Consider the following 19,064-nt stretch of genomic DNA (forward strand, 5'->3'; position numbering starts at 1 on the left):
CATGACAACAAAAATACTACACATTATCAATGACCTATCCAAGAATGGTGGTGCACAAAAGTTTCTCGTCGATCTCGTCATGGAACACGGGCCAGAGTATGAAATCAAAGTCCTAGTATTATGCGATGACAACGACTATTTGGATCAACTTTCCGCACAAGGAGTCGTTTGCTTCAACTGGCAAGCACTCTCCCTTAAAGAAAGGTGGTCGGTATTGCGTTGGCCAGATTTAGTGCACGGCCATCTTTACCCCTCAATCTACCTTGCTTTATTGGCGTTTGGAAAAAAACGTATTCAAACCGAACACTGCTCTTACAATCGTCGTCGCGACTACCCACTATTTAAATTCTTAGAATACATCCTTTATAGAGGCCATGACCTGACTGTCAGCATCAGTGAAAAAGTGCAAGAAGAGTTGGTTAAGTTTATGCCTCATTATCAACACAAATATCGTGTGGTTCACAACGGAGTAGACCTTGAACGCTTCCCGATGAAGGTGAAAACTGAGAGCCAACTTGCTCAGAAAAGCGTGATTAACATTGGTATGGTTGGCCGACTGCATGAACATAAGGATCATGAAACGCTTATCCGTTCTGTTGCACTATTGCCTCACAATTATGAGCTACACCTTGCTGGCGATGGAGCAAAGCGACATGAATTAGAGTCGTTGTGCCAACAACTCAATATTGTAGAGCGTGTTCATTTTCATGGCGTAGTTTCTGATATCCCCGCCTTTCTTTCTAATATGGACGTTTATGTCCAGTCATCACATGTTGAAGGCTTTGGTCTTGCTGCGGTCGAAGCGATGGCGGCAGGTTTGCCTGTACTTTCTTCTGATGTACCCGGGCTGGATGAGGTCATGGGTAACAAGGAATATTTGTTCACTGTCGGTGCGTCAGAGCAGTTAGCAGAAAAGATCGCTCAACTATGCAACACGACCGGACTCTACGACCACGCCAGTGAATATTCCGTGAATCGTGCCAAGCTATACACAATCGATAAATTCCGAGATGGTTACTATGGTCTTTACCAGCAACTCTGCACCAGCAAGTAACCGTGTGTCGCTGCTTGCTGCGATTACCTTAGCTCTATTCTTCGTGCCGATAAAGGTTGGATTAGGAGGGGTTACTTTAGCACCATCAGATATTGCGAGCTTGCTGTCGCTGGGATTTGCTGCACTGGTTGTCCTTGAAGGAAAAGCGCATAAGTTGTTCCACCCTGAAATTGGATTCTTGCTGTTGTTTACCGGCTACGTGTTTGTTAATGGCATGCTGAATCGCGTACCTATCTTCTCCTTAATCACAGAGACCGTTCAATGGGTTGCAATACTCAGTTTATTGGGGGTGTTATACGCCTATGGTGTATTTAGCGATGAACGAGTGATGGTCTACTTCACCTATTGCTTGCTGATCATTTGCGCTCTCGTCGCAGCGTGGCACTTTGCGCAAGGTTACCACAGCGGTTTTAAACTTCTTGGCGTCAGTAAATACGCCTTTGGTGTTCTTTGCTCCCTTCTCTATTTATATCGAGCACGAATCAAAGCTTTCCCTGTTTTAATGCTGCTTGCGTTTGCTCTACTGCTCATGTCGCAAGAAAGGAAAGCACTGCTAGGTTTCTGTTTGTTAGTCTTCATCGACCAGCTTTTTATTAAACGATTAATCCGTCAAACCCTCAACGAAACATATGCATGGACGGTGTTACTCGTTAGCACTTTGATTATCTTAGCGACGATATCCGCCGCACTCTATTTTGGGTTTGAACAATTGGCGGATAAGCTTGAAATAACCCAAGAGGACATTCTGTTCGCCAACCAAAGTGAGGCTCGCTGGGTTTCCAATTTACACCGTAAATTACTGTTGGCAAACGGCCTCGACATCTTACTTGAGCATCCTATTTTGGGCGTCGGAGCAAAGATGCTGCCTCATTATATGATTCATTATTTCAACTACGACGAGTTGGCTATTTATACCCACAATTTCATTCTCGACACTTCAATAGAGTATGGCTTACTCGGCATTGTCTTACTATTTGGCGGTTACTTCCACTTTATGAAGCAATGCTTCAAGACATTGAAAGTAAACAGAAAAAGCTTATTACTTTCTATTTACGCTCTGGTGATGGTTTTTTTCGTCGCGGTGAATACCACCATCATTTTAATACTTTTACTACCCGTCATGATCAGCAAAAAACGGCATTATAGTCGTCAGATAGAACCTCTTAAACAACCTGATCATAACGATCAAACTGAATTACCGATTCCGCCTATAACTAACAACTAATCACACCGCGGAAAAACGAATTTAAAGTTATCAAGGATAGGATAAATGAAATATTCAATCTCTCGACAATTTGAAAAAAACCGAGAACTTCAAGCAGACAATTTTGTGTTGGTTTATCAAATGGGCAAAGTAGGTTCGTCCTCAATTGAACACACGTTAGGTGAACGAAAAATCCCGAGTTACCACATTCATACTTTTGATGATCATGAAGAATTCCACATGTATCACAACAAAAAGGACGTAAGTAAGTTCTTTGATTTTAAGAACCGCACCATGTACCGCCTAGTACTCAACAAGCGTAAGCGCATTCTACAAAAGCGTGAACATATTAAGATCGTTACGCTAGTTCGAGATCCTATCGCGACAGTATTTTCTCGTTTTTTCCAAGACTTACACCTCCAATTTATTGAAGGGAAGAAAAATGATGCCATCCATCGTGATATGGATGTTACGTATAAGCACATCGAACATTGTTTCGATAACTACATCAATCTTAACTACTTTGCTAACTGGTTTGATAACGAACTGAAGCGCAATTTCAATATTGATGTTTTACGTCAAGATATTGATAACACGAAACCGTTCTATACATTCGACAATGAGAAAGCGAGTGTCATTCTGATCAAATGTGAGCAACTTAGCTCTCTAGACCAAGAAATCGGTGAGTTTCTTCAGCTTGACAAATTCGTGCTTAAAAACAGCAACGAAGCAAAAAACAAATGGTACTCCAATATCCACCAATACTTTAAAGAACGTTACGATTTCTCAAAGCTTTTCTATATGTATGACCTCCCTTTATACCGCCACGTTTACTCTGAGCAAGAGCGCGAAGCATTCAAAAATAAATGGAAGCAAACACCAGGGACAAAGTCATAATGAAAAAAGTACTACATATTACCGAAGCGTTCGGTGGTGGGGTTCAAACAGCGCTATACAGTTATGTACATTCCTCCCGCACCGAGCCTTACGAACACTCCTTACTTGCTCGTGCACGCTCAAACGACATGACTAATGAATCCAGTAATCACGTATTCAAGCAAACAAAGTGGGTTGAAGGTGGCTTATGGCAGTTTATGAAAGACGCCAATGCGCTTATTGCTGAATTAAAGCCAGACATTGTTCATTTGCATTCAAGCAAAGCCGGCTTCCTCGGACGATTCTTGAAACTTGGTCGTTCTCGTCTAGTCTACACGCCACATTGCTATGCATTTGAACGTGAAGATATTTCAAATTTTTCCCGCAACCTCTACAAAACGTTAGAAAAAATATCACTCAATAAGATCGATGTTGTAGCAGGTTGCAGTCAAAGAGAATGCGACCTCGCAGTAAGTATCGGAGCTAAACGTGCGGAACTACTGAATAACTACGTCACTTATAACAGTGAAACACGCGCTAGAAGCCCACAAAAAGACAAGCTAAAACTTGTTGTGCTCGGTCGTGTTGCACCTCAAAAAGACCCTCAGTTTTTGATTGAAACTCTCGCCTCCCTAGAACCAAACCACCTAAACCGAGAGTTCGACATCACTTGGATTGGTGGTGGTGATATTGAGCTCGAAGATCAACTACGTGAGATAGGGATAACGGTCACTGGAATGATTCCACGAAATGAAGTGGTCAACTTGCTGAAAAGTTCAGATATGTATCTGCATACCGCTGCTTGGGAAGGCATGCCTTTGACCATTTTGGAAGCGGCAAAATTACACCTACCTATGGTCATTCGATCAATCGGTGCTACTAAAGATCTTAATTATCCATTCTTAGCACAAACCCCTCAAGACATGGCGAAGCAGCTGACACACTGCATTAATCATTACCATGACATTGACTTCAACCGGTACACGGTCGGTTTAAATGAAGCGTTCAGTGAAGAGAAGCAACGCTTAGCGCTAAACAGTATCTACAGCTAAGGTTTTTTATGCTTCAATCGATTAATCAAAAACTTCAAAACTTGCCAAGTGACAAAAAGCAATTTTTCTCACTTGGTGCTGCAACGGCGATAGTGAAAGCCCTCGCCGCTTTCTTCGCTTTCTTGTTGACCCTCGTGGTTTCAAGATATTCAAACACGACCACAGCTGGTCAGTTTTTTTATCTGTTTAACCTTGTCTCATTAGTCGCAATCATTGCTCAGCTCGGTTTTAATATTTCGTTAGTAAAATTCAACGCAATCGCATTTAAAAATCAAAACCGTCACGAGCAGAGTAACAATTACCGAATCGCACTTGCCCGCAGCTTGCTCTTTTGTGTCGCCGTTTGTTCTTTGCTATATCTAGCCTTTACAACATTTCCTGAACAACTCAATACGACTCAAGCCTCGAATTTCTCTTTAGCGCTTGCCATTATTGCGATTCCTCTTCTCGTTATTGGCCAAACCAACAGTCGCGTCCTACAAGCATCAAGAAAAGTCATTACTTCTCTGATTGCATTGCAGCTTGGCGTAAGCTTTCTAATGGTGGCTTTGATTATCTTTGCCAAAGACGTTTATCCAATCAGTACCGACGTGCTAATGGTGTTGTTTTTAGTCGCTACCACCGTAGTCGCTATCCATTCAACATTAAAATGGCTTCGCTCAGGTGAATACCAACACGGAAGTACCAAACATAATCAGGAACTTACCTATTCAGCAAATCAGGTTTGGGTTGGCAGTATTTTCACTAACCTCGTTCAGTGGGGAAGCCTCGTCATTGCGGGCTTTTTTATTTCGACGTCAGATCTCGGTTTACTTGCAGCAGCACAAAGAACCTCATTGTTGATTGGCTTTGTTCTTGTCACCATCAACTTTGTTGTTGCGCCTATGTTTGCCTCACTCTACAAAGAGGGCAAAATGGACAGACTACGCAATCTAAGCCGCCTTGCATGTCGAGCAAACATTGGGGCTGCGATTCTCCCCGTCATCATTTGTGTGTTATTCCCTGAATTCATCATGCAACTGTTTGGTAAAGAGTTTATTGCTGCTGCACCTCTATTATTGGCCTTATCTCTGGGGCAATTGATTAATGTCGCGACGGGTTCCGTTGGTTTCTTACTGTTAATGAGCGGCCATGAAAAGACCATGAAATACATCACCATTGTCTCTGGTGTTATTTCCATTGCGCTACTGATTTTGCTTTCAAACGGTTACGGCGTTCTGGGGGCTGCATGGGCTATGGCGATAGGGTTAGCCATTCAAAACTTGGCGGCTCTTTATTTTGTTAAACGTCACCTAGGCTTCTTTCCTGTGGGGTAAATATGACCAATACAATTGCTCGACTAAGCTTAGCTGCGGTACTGTTGCTGACGGTGTCTTTATCACTTTGGAAAAGCTCAGATATAGACCACAGCGTTTATCAAGAACTGGAGAGCTATGTGGGCGGCTCCAGTACATTACACTTTACGTTCAGTCTTTTAATCGGATTTCTCGCCGTATTTAATTTCCCTAAATGGGTAAGCGCAACAAAAGCGGACATGTTTGGCATCCGCCTTCTTATATTATTGCTTTGCATTGTATCGTTAGAAGAGCTCAGCCAGTTGTTTATCGCCACTCGTTCATTCGGTTTTGAAGATCTTAGTACTAACTGGATAGGTATTATCTTGGGCTATTTCTGTGCCAAGTTTATAAAGCTCTTTGCTAATCATTAGCTTTTTAGGCCTATTCATCACTCTAAAATGACAAACTACACGCCTGTCCTCCACAGGCGTTATACTCTCTCTATCCTTTCTCCATTCTGTACAGCGCCTTGATTTTAAAAAGAACACTTTCTCGAATTGCATTCAAATCCGCTATTGCCTTAGTTGCTGCGCTCTTGTGCCTAACACAAGTACAAGCACAGGAAGACAAACTCACCGTCATCAACAGTTATATCGACGATCTCTTCACATACAACAAAGCCATGGGCAGCTTCACTATTTTGGATAAAGGTAACGTGGTGTTGGACAAACAAACTGGTTACTCAAACCGTAAAGTTGGTTTATTAGCCAGCCGTGGTTATGTTTCTGCAGACAGCTCAAGCCCATACAAAGTGGCATCTATCTCCAAAACCATGACGGCGACCATGGTGATGCAGTTAATTGAAGCAAATAAGCTTAGTTTGAACACCAAACTGAACGACTTCTTTCCTGAGATTAGCAACGTTGAGAACATCAGCATCAGAGATTTGCTCCAACACCGCTCTGGGTTGGTGAACTTTATTGATGAACCCGACTTTCTGAGTTACTACGCAAAGCCTCAAACGCAAGCACAAATGATTGCGAGATTGGCAGCGCTACCCTCTAACTTTCCACCAGGTAGTCAATATGAATACTCAAACGCAAATTACCTTTTGCTAGGCTATATCATTGAAAAAGTGACGGGAAAGAGCTTTGACGAGGTACTCCGCGCTCAAATCACGCAACCATTGAACTTAACGCACACTCAGTATTGCCTTGATCTCAAGGCGTGCGATATTCACATTACGTCGTTCTATTACTGGAACAACGCATGGGTTGCAGTCACACCGCACTGGTCGCCAACCGTAGCAGGTGCAGCGGCGAGCATTACGTCAACAACACTCGATGTTTCTCGGTTTATTCGGGCACTGTTCCAAGGTGAGTTGCTCCCGAAAGAAGCAGTGCAAATGATGACGAAGGAGTATTTTGGTATTTACAGCCCTGAATACTCGCAACTGGAACGCTATGGACACGATGGCATCTTGGAAGGTTATCGCTCGTCAATGTTGTACTTCCCCAAACAAGATGTTGCGATAGTCATCTCAATCAACGGACTTCATGAAACTTATGACGACATTGTGAGAAATATTATCGGTTTATACTTTGACGAGAAGGTTGAACAGCCAGATTATGACCGCCCAAACATGACAATGAATGAAGGGCAACTTAAGGCCTTCACTGGAACATACAAAGCCTTGGATTACAAAAAGGTAGTAGAGGTGTTCATTGATGATGGAGCATTAAAAGCTCAGATGGTAGGTCAACCTTCATTTACTTTTATTCCAATGACGGAAAACACGTTCGAGAACAAAGCTTTCGGCATCATTTTAACCTTCAGCCCTGTCAAAAATGAACAGGGAAAGACCAATAACGTTAAAGCGAAAAGTGGCAATCATACTGAGACCTACTACCGACTGCGCTCCTCGAAATAGCGACTCATCGCAGGTTTCCTCGGTTAGCACTTTTTTGGATATTTTTCTTAGAGGGCGAGATATACTCTCGCCCTATTACATTAATATGAGCATCGGTTATGCCTTCACATCCAACTAAAATCACCTTCTTTGAATTCCTAACACCACTTATCACTGCGGGTAAAAAGACAATCACGATTCGTGATGAATCAGAAAGCCACTACGTGCCAAACACTGAAGTGGAAGTGTTCACCCTAGAAACAGACCGCAAGGTGTGTGACATCAAAATCCTATCAGTGGCACCACTGAAGTTTGATGACATCAACGAGTTCCACGCAGAACAAGAAGCGATTGAACTGCCAAAACTGAAAGAGCTTATTCGCGAGATCTATCCGAATATCGATGAGCTGTATGTGATTGAATACGAACTGATCAAGTAAGAACCACAATTTACTAGACGACTGGTCTAATCGCTTTTATAGTATTGCTCATGAACGCAAAAACGAACGATACACGCCAACACATTCTCGATGTCGGCTACCAATTGGTAGTGACCAAAGGTTTTACGAGCGTTGGGCTCTCAGAACTTTTAAAGGCAGCGGATGTGCCGAAAGGCTCTTTCTACCATTACTTTAAGTCGAAAGAGCAATTTGGTGAGGCATTGATTGAAGATTACTTCTCTCGCTACCTTAAGATGATCACAGCCCACTTTACTGAAAGTGAAGGCTCTGGTTGCGACCGCCTTTTGAGCTATTTCGAACGCTGGATGGCGATTGAAAATGGCCAATGTAACGCCAACAAATGCTTGGTCGTGAAGTTGAGTGCTGAAGTCTCTGATCTTTCAGAAGCAATGCGCGTAAAACTGGCTTCGGGTGCGACTCAAGTGGTGAAAGCCATCGAAGATTGTGTCCAAGCGGGCATTGAAGACGGCTCAATCCAAGTTGAGTCAGCAGAACAAACCGCCCACTTGATTTACCATCAATGGATTGGCGCAAGCTTACTCAACAAACTGTATCAGGATCGTTCCGGTTTAATGCGTAGCTTTGAGAGCACTCAAAGTATGCTAAAAGGCAAATAACGAACCACACTTAATCCGCCTTATCTTTACCCAAAAAGTACGGCGGATTTTTTAGGAATCAAAACTAGACGACTGGTCTAATAATTAATATAGGAACTTACCATGACCCAAACGCTCAACCGTCAAATCGTATTGGCTAACCGTCCAAAAGGTTCACCTGTCCCAGAGAACTTCCGTTTAGAACAAACTGCCATCCCTAGTCCGAGTGAAGGTGAAGTGCTTTTACGTAGCGTGTACCTGTCTCTTGACCCATATATGCGCGGCCGTATGAATGAAGGCAAATCCTACGCTGATCCTGTAGAGCTAAACGATGTAATGGTTGGCGGAACCGTTTGTCAGGTGGTGGAATCGAAGAACCCTGATTTCCAAACTGGCGAATGGGTGGTGGCTTACACAGGCTGGCAAGATTACGCGCTATCTGACGGCGAAGGTCTGTTTAAATTAGGCAGTGAGCCGACGCATCCTTCTTATGCCCTTGGTGTGCTTGGTATGCCTGGCTTTACCGCTTATGTGGGTTTATTGGAAATTGGTCAGCCTAAAGCTGGCGATACCTTAGTTGTCGCAGCTGCAACTGGTGCGGTGGGCTCTATGGTTGGTCAAATCGGTAAGCTAAAAGGTTGCCGTGTCATCGGTGTCGCAGGCGGCTCAGAGAAGTGTCAGTACGCAAAAGAGACCCTAGGCTTTGATGAATGTCTTGATCATACCGCAGATGACTTTGCAGAGCAGCTAGCAGCAACATGCGACAAAGGTATCGATGTCTACTTTGAAAACGTAGGCGGTAAAGTCTTTGACGCGGTATTACCTCTGTTAAATGTCGGCGCTCGCGTGCCACTTTGTGGTTTGATTTCTCAATACAACGCGACAGCGTTACCTGAAGGTCCAGATCGTATGTCGATGCTGATGGGTAACATTCTGGTTAAACGCATCAAGATGCAAGGCTTCATCATTTTTGACCACTACGAGCAAAGCTACACAAACTTCGTTAAAGATGTAAGCCAATGGCTAGCAGAAGGTAAAATCCATTATCGCGAACATCTAGTAGAAGGTTTAGAAAATGCGCCAGAGGCATTCATCGGTCTACTGGAAGGCAAAAACTTCGGCAAGCTTGTTATTCAAACCAATCAACCTGTATAAGAAAGGATTCTTCTATGATTAAACTGCATCATTTAAACCAGTCTCGCTCGAAACGCATCATTTGGTTGTTAGAAGAATTGGGGGTGGATTATGAGATCGTGCCTTACTTTCGTGACAGCGTCACATTTCTTGCACCACCTGAGCTCAAGAGCATTCACCCACTCGGCAAGTCACCTGTATTGGAAGATGGCGACGAGATCGTTACAGAGTCTGGTGCTATCACTGAATACTTAATTGAAAAGTATGCAGATGGACGTTTTGCACCAGAGCGTGGCAGCAAAGCTTACACGCAGTACATTCAATGGCTGCATTTTGCAGAGAGCTCAGCCATGGTTCCCCTGCTGCTCAAGATGTTTGTTGCTAAAGATGGCGCACAGACCAATTTCCTTGCGGACTACGCCGATGCGGAAACCATGAAAGTCATGGGCTACGTTGATCAAAGCCTAGAAGGGAAAACCTACTTTGTAGAAGAGCGACTAACAGGCGCGGATTTCATGATGTCTTTTGTCGTCGATATCCTAAACAAGTTTGGCGTCATTGAGCGCTTCCCAAACATCCAACGTTATGGTGCACAGCTCGCGACTCATTCTGCGTTTGCTAAAGCAGAAGAACTTGAAGTGAAGTTCGGTTAATCGAGTTGAGACCTTCTCAAACCGTTGAGAATTTCTGTCTATTTCGGGAATCTTTGAAATAGGCAGAAACCATTCACACTAAACATGCCTGAATACCATTTATAATCCACACGACAAATAATGTTAATTGACACAAAGCCATTAATTAACAACCACTTAAAGCATAGGTGATACCTATCACACTGATTGCTAATAACAGTTTTTTTCTTCTCAATTGCAGCGTTATTCTCCTCGCATAACTTTCGGATTCATCCAAAAGACAAGATTTATTATCACTATTGCAAGGAAATTCAAATGAGCAAGAAATTGACTACAGCAGCAGGTTGCCCTGTCGCACATAACCAAAACGTTATGACTGCAGGTCCTCGTGGCCCTCAACTATTACAAGACGTTTGGTTCCTTGAAAAATTGGCACACTTTGACCGCGAAGTGATCCCTGAGCGTCGTATGCACGCAAAAGGTTCTGGTGCTTACGGTACGTTCACAGTAACGCACGACATCACAAAATACACTCGCGCTAAAATCTTCTCTGACATCGGCAAAAAAACAGAACTATTCGCTCGCTTCACTACTGTAGCTGGTGAGCGCGGTGCAGCAGACGCAGAACGCGACATCCGTGGTTTCGCACTAAAATTCTACACTGAAGAAGGTAACTGGGACTTGGTTGGTAACAACACACCAGTATTCTTCCTACGTGACCCACTAAAATTCCCAGACCTAAACCACGCAGTAAAACGCGACCCTCGCACTAACATGCGTAGCTCTACCAACAACTGGGATTTCTGGACATCACTACCAGAAGCATTCCACCAAGTGACTATCGTCATGAGTGACCGTGGTATCCCAGCTTCTTACCGTCATATGCATGGTTTTGGTAGCCACACGTTCAGCTTCATCAACGCAGAAAACGAGCGTTACTGGGTGAAATTCCACTTCAAAACTCAGCAAGGCATCAAAAACCTAACTGACCAAGAAGCAGAAGCGATCGTAGGTAAAGACCGCGAAAGCCATCACCGTGACCTTTACGAAGCGATTGAGCGTCAAGACTTCCCTAAATGGAAGATGTACGTACAGATCATGCCTGAGCTAGAAGCGGACGAAGTCAACTTCAACCCATTCGACCTAACACGTGTATGGTCTCAAAAAGACTACCCACTGATCCCAGTTGGTGAGTTCGAACTGAACCGTAACCCAGAAAACTTCTACGCAGAAGTTGAGCAGTCAGCGTTCAACCCAGCAGCAGTCGTACCTGGTATCGGCTTCTCACCAGATAAGATGCTACAAGGTCGTCTGTTCGCTTACGGCGATGCTCAGCGTTACCGTCTAGGTGTGAACCATCATCAAATCCCAGTGAACGCCCCTCGTTGCCCTGTTCACAGCTACCACCGCGATGGCGCGATGCGCGTTGATGGCAACTTTGGTTCAACACTAGGTTACGAGCCAAACTACAAACAAGAATGGGCAGAGCAACCAGATTACTCTGAGCCACCTCTACGCATCAACGGCAACGCTGATCACTACGATCACCGTGTAGACGAAGACTACTTCAGCCAAGCGGGTGACCTATTCCGTCTAATGAGCGAAGAGCAACGTCAAACTCTGTTCGATAACACAGCTCGCGCAATGGACGGTGTGCCAGAGTTCATCCAACAACGCCACGTTCAACACGCATACCAAGCGGACGAAGCGTACGGCAAAGGTCTTGAGATTGCACTAGGCTTAAACAAGTAAGCGAACGCGGTAATCATCACACTGTGTGATTAAAAGACATAAAAAAGGAGGTGCCCTACAGCACCTCCTGATTTCAAATCACTAATCCTTAATCACTAGTCACAAACCATGCTCAAGGAGATTCATTATGATTAACTTAGATTTCTTTAAGCTCTTTGATACCAAAGAACTGTTTATCTATTACTGATTCATCAACTACTGATTTTTAGCGACCGCTTTGATCAGTACTGATGTATCCATGCGACCTAAACCATCTCGTTGAAGGTCTGCGTATTGCTCATCCACTTTCTTAGTCAGTGGAAGCTCTAGACCCACTCGCTCTGCTTCTTGCAGACAAAAACCCAAGTCCTTGCGCATCCAATCAATAGCGAAGCCAAAATCGAACTTATCTTCCGCCATGGTATTTGCGCGGTTTTCCATCTGCCATGAACCTGCAGCGCCATGCTTCAACGTTTCTACAACTTGAGCGATGTCCAAGCCTGATTTTTGTGCCAGCAGCAAAGCTTCACTCAGACCTTGTAAAACGCCACCAATACAGATTTGGTTTACCATCTTACAGCGTTGACCCTGACCGTTTTCACCCAGTAGTGTCATCTGCTTCGCGTACACATCCATCGCTGAAGAAACACGATCAAAAATGCTTTCTTCACCACCACACATGATGGTTAGTACACCGTTTTCTGCACCCGCTTGACCGCCAGAAACAGGCGCATCAATGAAGTGATTGCCGTATTTAACACACGCTTCAGCCAACTCAACCGCTAGGTCTGCAGAAGTCGTCGTGTGATCCACTAACACTGCATCCGCTTTCAAGCCAACCAGAATGCCTTCTTCACCGTAAACAACACTACGAACGTCATCATCATTACCCACACAGGTAAAAACGATGTCACAGCCTTCTGCCGCTTCACGTGGTGTTTCACAAGCCACACCTTGGTATTCTTCAGCCCATTTGTCGGCTTTCGCTTTTGTGCGGTTGTATACTTTGGTTTCAAAGCCCGCTTTACTTAGGTAACCAGCCATTGGGTATCCCATCACACCCAGACCAATAAATGCTACTCTTAGTTTTTCCATTGCAAGCCTCCTTGAATTCGAAATAAGTGACGTTTTGAAACTATTACTATTTAAAACAGTTAATATTTGAAACATGTTACTAAAGATTTCAGAACATTACTTGCAATAATTTCGTCTTAAATAAGCGCAACAAACTCAATCAAAGGCGAAGCCACCAAAAGTGATAATAAAAGCGTCACAATGGACGGAATCGCATCTTTCCAAGTATCAAAACGAAAATGGAAAAACATCGCACCAACTGAGGTGAAAACAATAAAACTTGCACCTATAGCACTTAACAAGTTGTTCGCCGATAACAAGCCAATTAACATCAAAATTGCACCCGTTACCTCAACCAGTCCAACCAAAAACATAGCGGCACGGTTCAGTCCATATTTATGAAAGAAAGCGAGCTGAGGCTCAAAAATCGGCTTCACCCAACCGATGATTTTGATAGAACTGGCAAACAAGAAAAACGCGATTAACAACCCTTGAATAAACACCATAATTTTAACTCCCGAACAGATGATGGAAGCATTAAAGCATTCCACCTAAAACTTAAGGAGAGTAGTATTTAGCTACTTATCATTCCAAACAGGAATGCGTTATGGATAAATTTGATTGTTTGAAAGTCTTTTCTCGTGTCGCTCAGTTAGGTTCATTTACCTTGGCCTCCAACGAGCTCAATACCACTCAGAGCGCAGTGAGTAAGAAGATCGCGTGGCTTGAGAGAGAAATTGGTATCACCTTGTTTCACCGTCATGCACGCGCTATTAGCTTAACTTCTGGTGGAAAGCAGTATCTCGAACTGGCACAAACACTCACAGAGCAAATGGATTCCTTCGAGTCGCAACTTAGACAAGAGCAAGCGTCGGTCTCTGGCGAGCTCAAGCTTTCAGTGCCGAGTGCATTTAGCGTTCGCTTGTTATCTGCGCCACTGAATGAGTTTCTCAACCAACATCCAGAGCTTAGCGTTGATGTGTCGGTTTCGGACAAGTTTGTCGATTTAGTTGAAGGCAATGTTGATATCGCGATTCGTGCCGCCTACCTAAAAGACTCGGGTTTAAAAGCTCGTTGGCTGATGGATAACGAATTGGTTTACTTCGCGTCTCCCAGTTACCTCGACAAGCACAAACCTATTCATACCGCTAACGATTTGAGCAAACATCTTTGCTTAACCTACTCACTCTCCAATCCGTCTAACTTGTGGCGTTTTAGCGATGGAAATGAAACCATTAAAGTCAAAGTGAAAGAACAGGTTCGAAGTGATAGCCCTGAGATGCTGCTGCAAATGGCGAAGCTAGGGCAAGGTATCGCTGCAATGCCAAAATGGATGGTAGAACAAGAGCTTAACAATGGTGAGTTAATTCAAGTATTAACGCAATATCAATCAGTTAAGCTACCAATGTACATGGTTTACAAAGATAGTGAGTACCAACCTCAGCGCATTCGCACTTTTATTGATTTCTTAGTGCAGCACTTTTCTCAGGGATAAAAAAAGCTCCATCAAAAATGATGGAGCTAACTAGCAGATAGCCTTAATTGGGATTATCCCCAAGTGACTTCAATATGCAGTATTCAGAGCTTGGTCACTGACTCGAGTTCGAGGAAAACATCGCAGCGTAATAGTGAGCTATTTCCAAGGTGTTTGACAAAGAAATCGCTTCAGTGACAAGCTCCCGAAGGGCGAGTTGATTTGGTTTGCATACTTTGTTAACGATTTTTGATTTAGCACCACTAGAACTTCAAATCGTTGCCTCGTCTGAAAACTAAATCATTCTCGCTGAACCATGCATATCGAGGTTACTTGGGGATATGTACTTAAGGGATTCTTTTCGCCTGCAACAGTGCTGCAGCATTGAGCATCGCGTCTTTAGTGCTGACATCCAGCACCTTCATTTTTCTAAATCGCTCCGGCTCTTTGATGGCGACATCGTGAGCGAAGATAACAAACCTCGCCTTGGCGATATCTTTGTCAGTGATTCGGTTAATGATGCCGTTCGCACCTTGCGTTTCGACCTTGATCTTAATGCCTAACGCACAGGCAGCTTTCTCTAATGACTTCGCTGCTAAGAAGGTATGTGCCACACCTGATGGACAAGATGTCACGGCAAGAATATCTGCCTCACCCTCACCTTGCACAGACGTATAAGCTTGAGATTGACCAACCGGACTGTCGTCTTCTGTGACCGTCTTCTTAAGCGCAATAACAATCAATGCTGTGGTAAACGAGCCTGCGATTGTGCCAACTATGTAGCCAATCTTGCCATCCACAACAGGCAGTACAATCCAGCCGCCCCACGGAGCGTGGTTAATGACATGGAACATAAAACCAATCACGTTACCGACAATGCCACCAGCGACAATCGCAGGCAGGACGCGAGCTGGGTCTCCGGCAGCAAACGGAATCGCCCCTTCGCTGATGCCAATCATACCCATGATGCCCGCGGCTTTACCCGCCTCACGTTCATCACGTTTAAATTTACTTGGCGATAGGAAAGTCGCTAACGCCATACCCAACGGCGGAGTACAGATCGCAATACCGACACCACCCATTAGCCACGGCTGAGTGTTCACTTGAGTCTGAGCAAACAAAGTCGCCACTTTGTTGATAGGACCACCCATGTCAAATGCGGTCATTGCACCCAGTACAGTGCCCAACATCACTTTACCAGAGCCCGCCATACCCGTGAGCACATCATTCATGGTCGTCATTGCGCTGGCAATAGGTGAACCAATCACCCACATCACTGCGCCACAGGTGACAAACGTACCAACCAGTGGGTAGATAAAGATCGAGCCGAGCGAACTCATGCTGTCCGGCAATTGAATCTTCTTCAGCAGCCAAACCACAAAGCCGGCGAAAAATCCGACCACAATCGCGCCCAAGAAGCCGGTGTTGTAGTGACTAACCGCAATCCATGAGCCAATCATACCCGGAGCCAGACCCGGCTTATCCGCAATCGAATAGGCAATGTAACCACCCAATACCGCGGTAAACAGCGTCAAGCCTGCGATACCCATCTCAGCGATATCTGCCAGAATCCCCTCTTCCGGAACGCCGCCATGGCCTGAAATCATCACAGACAGAGACAACAGCACGCCGCCCGCGACAATAAACGGAATCATATGAGAGGTGCCAAACAGCAAGTGTTCCTTCATTCTGCCGAGCTTTTGCGCCCAAGGGCTGAGAGGCTCAGATGCAAACTCTAAAGGATCGATACCAGAGTCATTCGTGTTCGATTGAATATCAGTAAGTAGCTCGCGCGCTTCCTCCACCGACTCCGCCGCTTTTAACTTGTTAACGAAACCATCTTCAATGATTTTGGTGGAAATTTGTGCCAAGACTTCGATGTGGTGATGGTCATCCCCATCCGGAGAAGCCAGCATAAAAAATACGTCAGACAGTTCGCCGTCATCGGCACCGTAATCAATCCCTTTTCGGCTGATGCCCACTGCGACTGCGGGTTTAGCGACCGCATTACTTTTGGCGTGAGGAATGGCAATACCCTCGTCAAAGCCGGTATTGCCAATCTCTTCTCGTTTCCAAATGTCCGCCAAGAACTGACTTTTGCTAGTGAGCTTGCCCGCCGCGTCCAACAATTCGACGAGCTCTTTGAGCGCTTCATCTTTGGTTTGAGCCTGCAAATCCAAGCAAATGGTTTCCGGCCCAATAAGGTTTAATATGTCCATTGTTTGTACCTTGCAATGTTCACGCTCGAGAGTCATGAGTTATTTGTTCCATCTATGACTGTGTACAGAGTAACCAACACTCGTCCTTTCCAATACAGGACAAAAAGTGCATTAACTGGATTAATGTAACATGAGATTTAAACTGTGATAGAGCTCTTGCGATTATCTGCTTTAAATCCATCCTTCCGACGGTCACTATGCTAAAATCCACAAAAAAATAAAGTGGATAGAACATGAAGATCGTAGCGGTGACAGCGTGCCCTACAGGCATCGCTCATACTTATATGGCGGCAGATGCACTAATGAAAGCTGCGCCTAAGCATAACGTACAAATTAAGGTTGAGACGCAAGGCGCGATGGGTATTGAGAATCAGCTCACTCCCCACGATATTGCACAAGCGGATCGTGTCTTAATTGTGTCCGATATTGAGATTGAACAACCAGCTCGCTTTGAAGGCACCAACAAAGTCCAAATCCCTATTGAAGACGTGTTACTCAATGTCGATAAAGTGTTCCTTGTACACTGTCGATGATACGCTGTGCTGATGAACGAATACCAGATCACCTTTTTTGTCGACGATATCAATGCCAGTGCTCACGTAGCGCAGCCCCTTAATCGCGTCGCCAAAAAGTTCAAAAGCACATTACACATCATCAACATAACCCAAAATCGCGTTGCTGAGCTCACTAAGTCAATCGCGGTTTTACAAGTTGGCTTGCAGCAAGGCGACTTGTGTCAAATCACGGCTATTGGTATTGATGCCGAGCTTGCCTGTTTCGTTATCAAAGATATGATTGCTGAGAACTTTACCGTTGTGGGTTCTCACATCAACTACGAGTTCTCAAGCCAACTTGCTGAGCGTCTTCCGCAAATCTGCCCGCCTTGTGAAATTAAATGGCATTACGCCAAAGCGCACACTGAACTCACCAAATTTGAGTGCCTGAAAGGGCTAGCGCAGCTTATTCATCCGATTCACCCAGACGAACTCATTCTCGCCTTTATCAAACGCGAAGAACGATCCTCAACCGCAGTAACACCGGGCATTGCTCTACCACATGTCATGTTCGAAGGTGTGGACCACATCTCTGTTGCGGTTATCGCTAACGAGATTCCGATGGATTGGGCATCAAAAATGGGTGAAGTGCATCTTGCTATCGCATTAGTAATGCCAGCGAAACCGACTCGCGAACACATCATTGCGGCAACTAACTTAACCCGTAACCTGCTGACCGACCAAATGGCTGAGCGTTTACTGCTAACAAAAAGCAGCGTCGACTTGCAGGCGCTTCTGATGTACGCCATGTCGAGGCTGCTTGCTTAGTCTTTACTGTTCTAGATTGAACCGCGATATTCCGTCGGCGTTCTGCCCGTTCGGTTCTTAAATACTCGGCAGAAGTAGTTCACATCTTTGAATCCACAGCGCACCGATACCTCATTCAACTTAAAGTTGTATTTCTTGAGCATAAACTTCGCGCGGTCTACCCGTACCCACGTAATGTAATCGGCTAACGTCATGTGACCTTGCTGACGGAACAAACGCGACAAATGGTTAGAAGAGATGCTGAATCTCGACGCAATACTGTCACGTGTGATTGGGCGGTGGAAGTTCTCTTGGATGTAGATACAAATGCCCTGATATAGATCTTGCACTCGGCTGTGCGCCTGCGTCTCAATAGGCGCATCTAACATCGACTTAGCGTATTGCAACAAGGCTTGCAGCAACAACTCATCCATTGGCTTTTTATTGCACTCACGAGCCAATGAACTCAGCGCTTCCAAGATATTATCAATGGCAAATCCAGAACGAGTTTGAATACTGTGTTTTTGAATATCGTAAAAGCTCGCTTCCCCTTTACGTTTGGACACGAGACTCAAACCCAATTGACGGCGACCGAAGAGAATACTTAATACCGAGCAATCTGTATCCCAGTCAGGTTTATTCCAACAGTTAGGCGGAATAAATATGGCATCACCGGTTTTCGCCACGATATGCGTCACTTTGCGATCATGACTTTCCATTTCATTAATATATTCACCAGACAAGACCAATTCTAATCGAGGGAAGTTAACCTGATAGCTAAATTCAGGTGGTGTATGAAAATCACCAGCAAACCATATATTGTGGAATGGTTCTCGCTCGTTTAATACTGATGAAATCAAATCATGAAAAATCATTTTACGTACTCTTAAACACGCATCCATGATGCTATACCTATAGATATACACCCTACTGGATTTTTGTGCTATTGAGCAAAATCACACTTCCATTTCAAGGTTACAAAAATCCAGTTAACGCATCAATTATCCAGTCTAGTAAATCATCAACGAAGCCCTTAAAGCCTTATATATGGGAGCAATAACACATTTCAC

General features: G+C 44.5%; 19 protein-coding genes. 15 read left to right on the plus strand and 4 right to left on the minus strand.

All coding sequences use genetic code 11. From position 1 onward, the window contains the following. Position 1: 1 nt before the first annotated feature. The 12 genes from L1076_RS03275 to L1076_RS03330 all read left to right on the plus strand — a co-directional run bounded on the left by L1076_RS03275 (position 2) and on the right by L1076_RS03330 (position 11,947). Positions 2-1,054: a glycosyltransferase gene (locus L1076_RS03275; RefSeq protein WP_038877788.1), complete on the plus strand. Its 1,053-nt coding sequence runs from the start codon at positions 2-4 to the stop codon at positions 1,052-1,054. After that, positions 1,020-2,279, plus strand: a complete 1,260-nt coding sequence (locus L1076_RS03280; protein WP_102388139.1) for an O-antigen ligase family protein — start codon at positions 1,020-1,022, stop codon at positions 2,277-2,279. Before L1076_RS03275 ends, L1076_RS03280 begins: the two co-directional genes overlap by 35 nt. A 45-nt stretch (positions 2,280-2,324) precedes the next feature. Further along, complete coding sequence (locus L1076_RS03285) at positions 2,325-3,155, plus strand: putative capsular polysaccharide synthesis family protein (RefSeq protein WP_038867197.1); 831 nt, start codon at positions 2,325-2,327, stop codon at positions 3,153-3,155. Further along, on the plus strand, positions 3,155-4,186 hold the full coding sequence (locus L1076_RS03290; protein ID WP_237303117.1) for a glycosyltransferase: 1,032 nt from the start codon (positions 3,155-3,157) through the stop codon (positions 4,184-4,186). Before L1076_RS03285 ends, L1076_RS03290 begins: the two co-directional genes overlap by 1 nt. An 8-nt stretch (positions 4,187-4,194) precedes the next feature. Further along, on the plus strand, positions 4,195-5,502 hold the full coding sequence (locus L1076_RS03295) for an oligosaccharide flippase family protein (protein ID WP_237303118.1): 1,308 nt from the start codon (positions 4,195-4,197) through the stop codon (positions 5,500-5,502). A 2-nt stretch (positions 5,503-5,504) separates the two neighbouring features. Then, positions 5,505-5,894, plus strand: coding sequence for a VanZ family protein (locus L1076_RS03300; protein ID WP_054755174.1), 390 nt, complete (start codon positions 5,505-5,507; stop codon positions 5,892-5,894). Positions 5,895-5,992: 98 nt separating this feature from the next. Beyond that, on the plus strand, positions 5,993-7,393 hold the full coding sequence (locus tag L1076_RS03305; protein ID WP_237303119.1) for a serine hydrolase domain-containing protein: 1,401 nt from the start codon (positions 5,993-5,995) through the stop codon (positions 7,391-7,393). A gap of 98 nt (positions 7,394-7,491) precedes the next feature. Next, a complete protein-coding gene (gene yqfB / locus L1076_RS03310; RefSeq protein WP_038867188.1) occupies positions 7,492-7,812 on the plus strand; it encodes a N(4)-acetylcytidine aminohydrolase in 321 nt (106 codons plus the stop codon). A gap of 50 nt (positions 7,813-7,862) precedes the next feature. Beyond that, the gene (locus tag L1076_RS03315; RefSeq protein WP_045417243.1) at positions 7,863-8,450 is read left to right on the plus strand and encodes a TetR/AcrR family transcriptional regulator; all 588 of its coding nucleotides are present in this window, start codon (positions 7,863-7,865) and stop codon (positions 8,448-8,450) included. A gap of 102 nt (positions 8,451-8,552) precedes the next feature. Then, a complete protein-coding gene (locus L1076_RS03320) occupies positions 8,553-9,584 on the plus strand; it encodes an NADP-dependent oxidoreductase (protein ID WP_237303120.1) in 1,032 nt (343 codons plus the stop codon). A gap of 14 nt (positions 9,585-9,598) precedes the next feature. After that, positions 9,599-10,216 carry a glutathione S-transferase family protein gene (locus L1076_RS03325; protein WP_237303121.1) on the plus strand — a complete coding sequence of 206 codons (618 nt, stop codon included), beginning with the start codon at positions 9,599-9,601 and terminating at the stop codon, positions 10,214-10,216. A 294-nt stretch (positions 10,217-10,510) separates the two neighbouring features. Continuing rightward, a complete protein-coding gene (locus L1076_RS03330; RefSeq protein WP_009704876.1) occupies positions 10,511-11,947 on the plus strand; it encodes a catalase in 1,437 nt (478 codons plus the stop codon). A 195-nt stretch (positions 11,948-12,142) separates the two neighbouring features. Here the strand turns inward: L1076_RS03330 and L1076_RS03335 are convergent, their stop codons facing one another. Then, positions 12,143-13,021 carry an NAD(P)-dependent oxidoreductase gene (locus tag L1076_RS03335; RefSeq protein ID WP_054755171.1) on the minus strand — a complete coding sequence of 293 codons (879 nt, stop codon included), beginning with the start codon at positions 13,019-13,021 and terminating at the stop codon, positions 12,143-12,145. A gap of 116 nt (positions 13,022-13,137) precedes the next feature. Beyond that, positions 13,138-13,506 carry a DoxX family protein gene (locus tag L1076_RS03340; RefSeq protein ID WP_045404742.1) on the minus strand — a complete coding sequence of 123 codons (369 nt, stop codon included), beginning with the start codon at positions 13,504-13,506 and terminating at the stop codon, positions 13,138-13,140. A gap of 101 nt (positions 13,507-13,607) precedes the next feature. Between L1076_RS03340 and L1076_RS03345 the strand changes: the two genes are divergently transcribed. Further along, positions 13,608-14,495, plus strand: a complete 888-nt coding sequence (locus L1076_RS03345) for a LysR family transcriptional regulator (protein ID WP_237303122.1) — start codon at positions 13,608-13,610, stop codon at positions 14,493-14,495. A 326-nt stretch (positions 14,496-14,821) separates the two neighbouring features. On the opposite strand, the gene L1076_RS03350 is transcribed toward L1076_RS03345, so the two are convergent. Continuing rightward, entirely contained in the window at positions 14,822-16,693 is a 1,872-nt protein-coding gene (locus L1076_RS03350) for a fructose-specific PTS transporter subunit EIIC (protein ID WP_237303123.1), read from the minus strand. A gap of 233 nt (positions 16,694-16,926) precedes the next feature. On the opposite strand from L1076_RS03350, the gene L1076_RS03355 reads away from it, so the two are divergent. Both L1076_RS03355 and L1076_RS03360 read left to right on the plus strand, forming a co-directional pair. Further along, complete coding sequence (locus L1076_RS03355; RefSeq protein ID WP_005441202.1) at positions 16,927-17,226, plus strand: PTS fructose transporter subunit IIB; 300 nt, start codon at positions 16,927-16,929, stop codon at positions 17,224-17,226. Positions 17,227-17,238: 12 nt separating this feature from the next. Then, entirely contained in the window at positions 17,239-18,015 is a 777-nt protein-coding gene (locus L1076_RS03360) for a PTS sugar transporter subunit IIA (RefSeq protein ID WP_017819357.1), read from the plus strand. Positions 18,016-18,026: 11 nt separating this feature from the next. Here L1076_RS03360 and L1076_RS03365 read toward each other — a convergent pair whose 3' ends face one another. Beyond that, positions 18,027-18,869, minus strand: a complete 843-nt coding sequence (locus L1076_RS03365; protein ID WP_005451367.1) for an AraC family transcriptional regulator — start codon at positions 18,867-18,869, stop codon at positions 18,027-18,029. Positions 18,870-19,064 lie beyond the last annotated feature (195 nt).

This window comes from Vibrio sp. MMG023 (assembly GCF_021654215.1).
In the GTDB taxonomy this organism is placed as follows: domain Bacteria; phylum Pseudomonadota; class Gammaproteobacteria; order Enterobacterales; family Vibrionaceae; genus Vibrio; species Vibrio jasicida.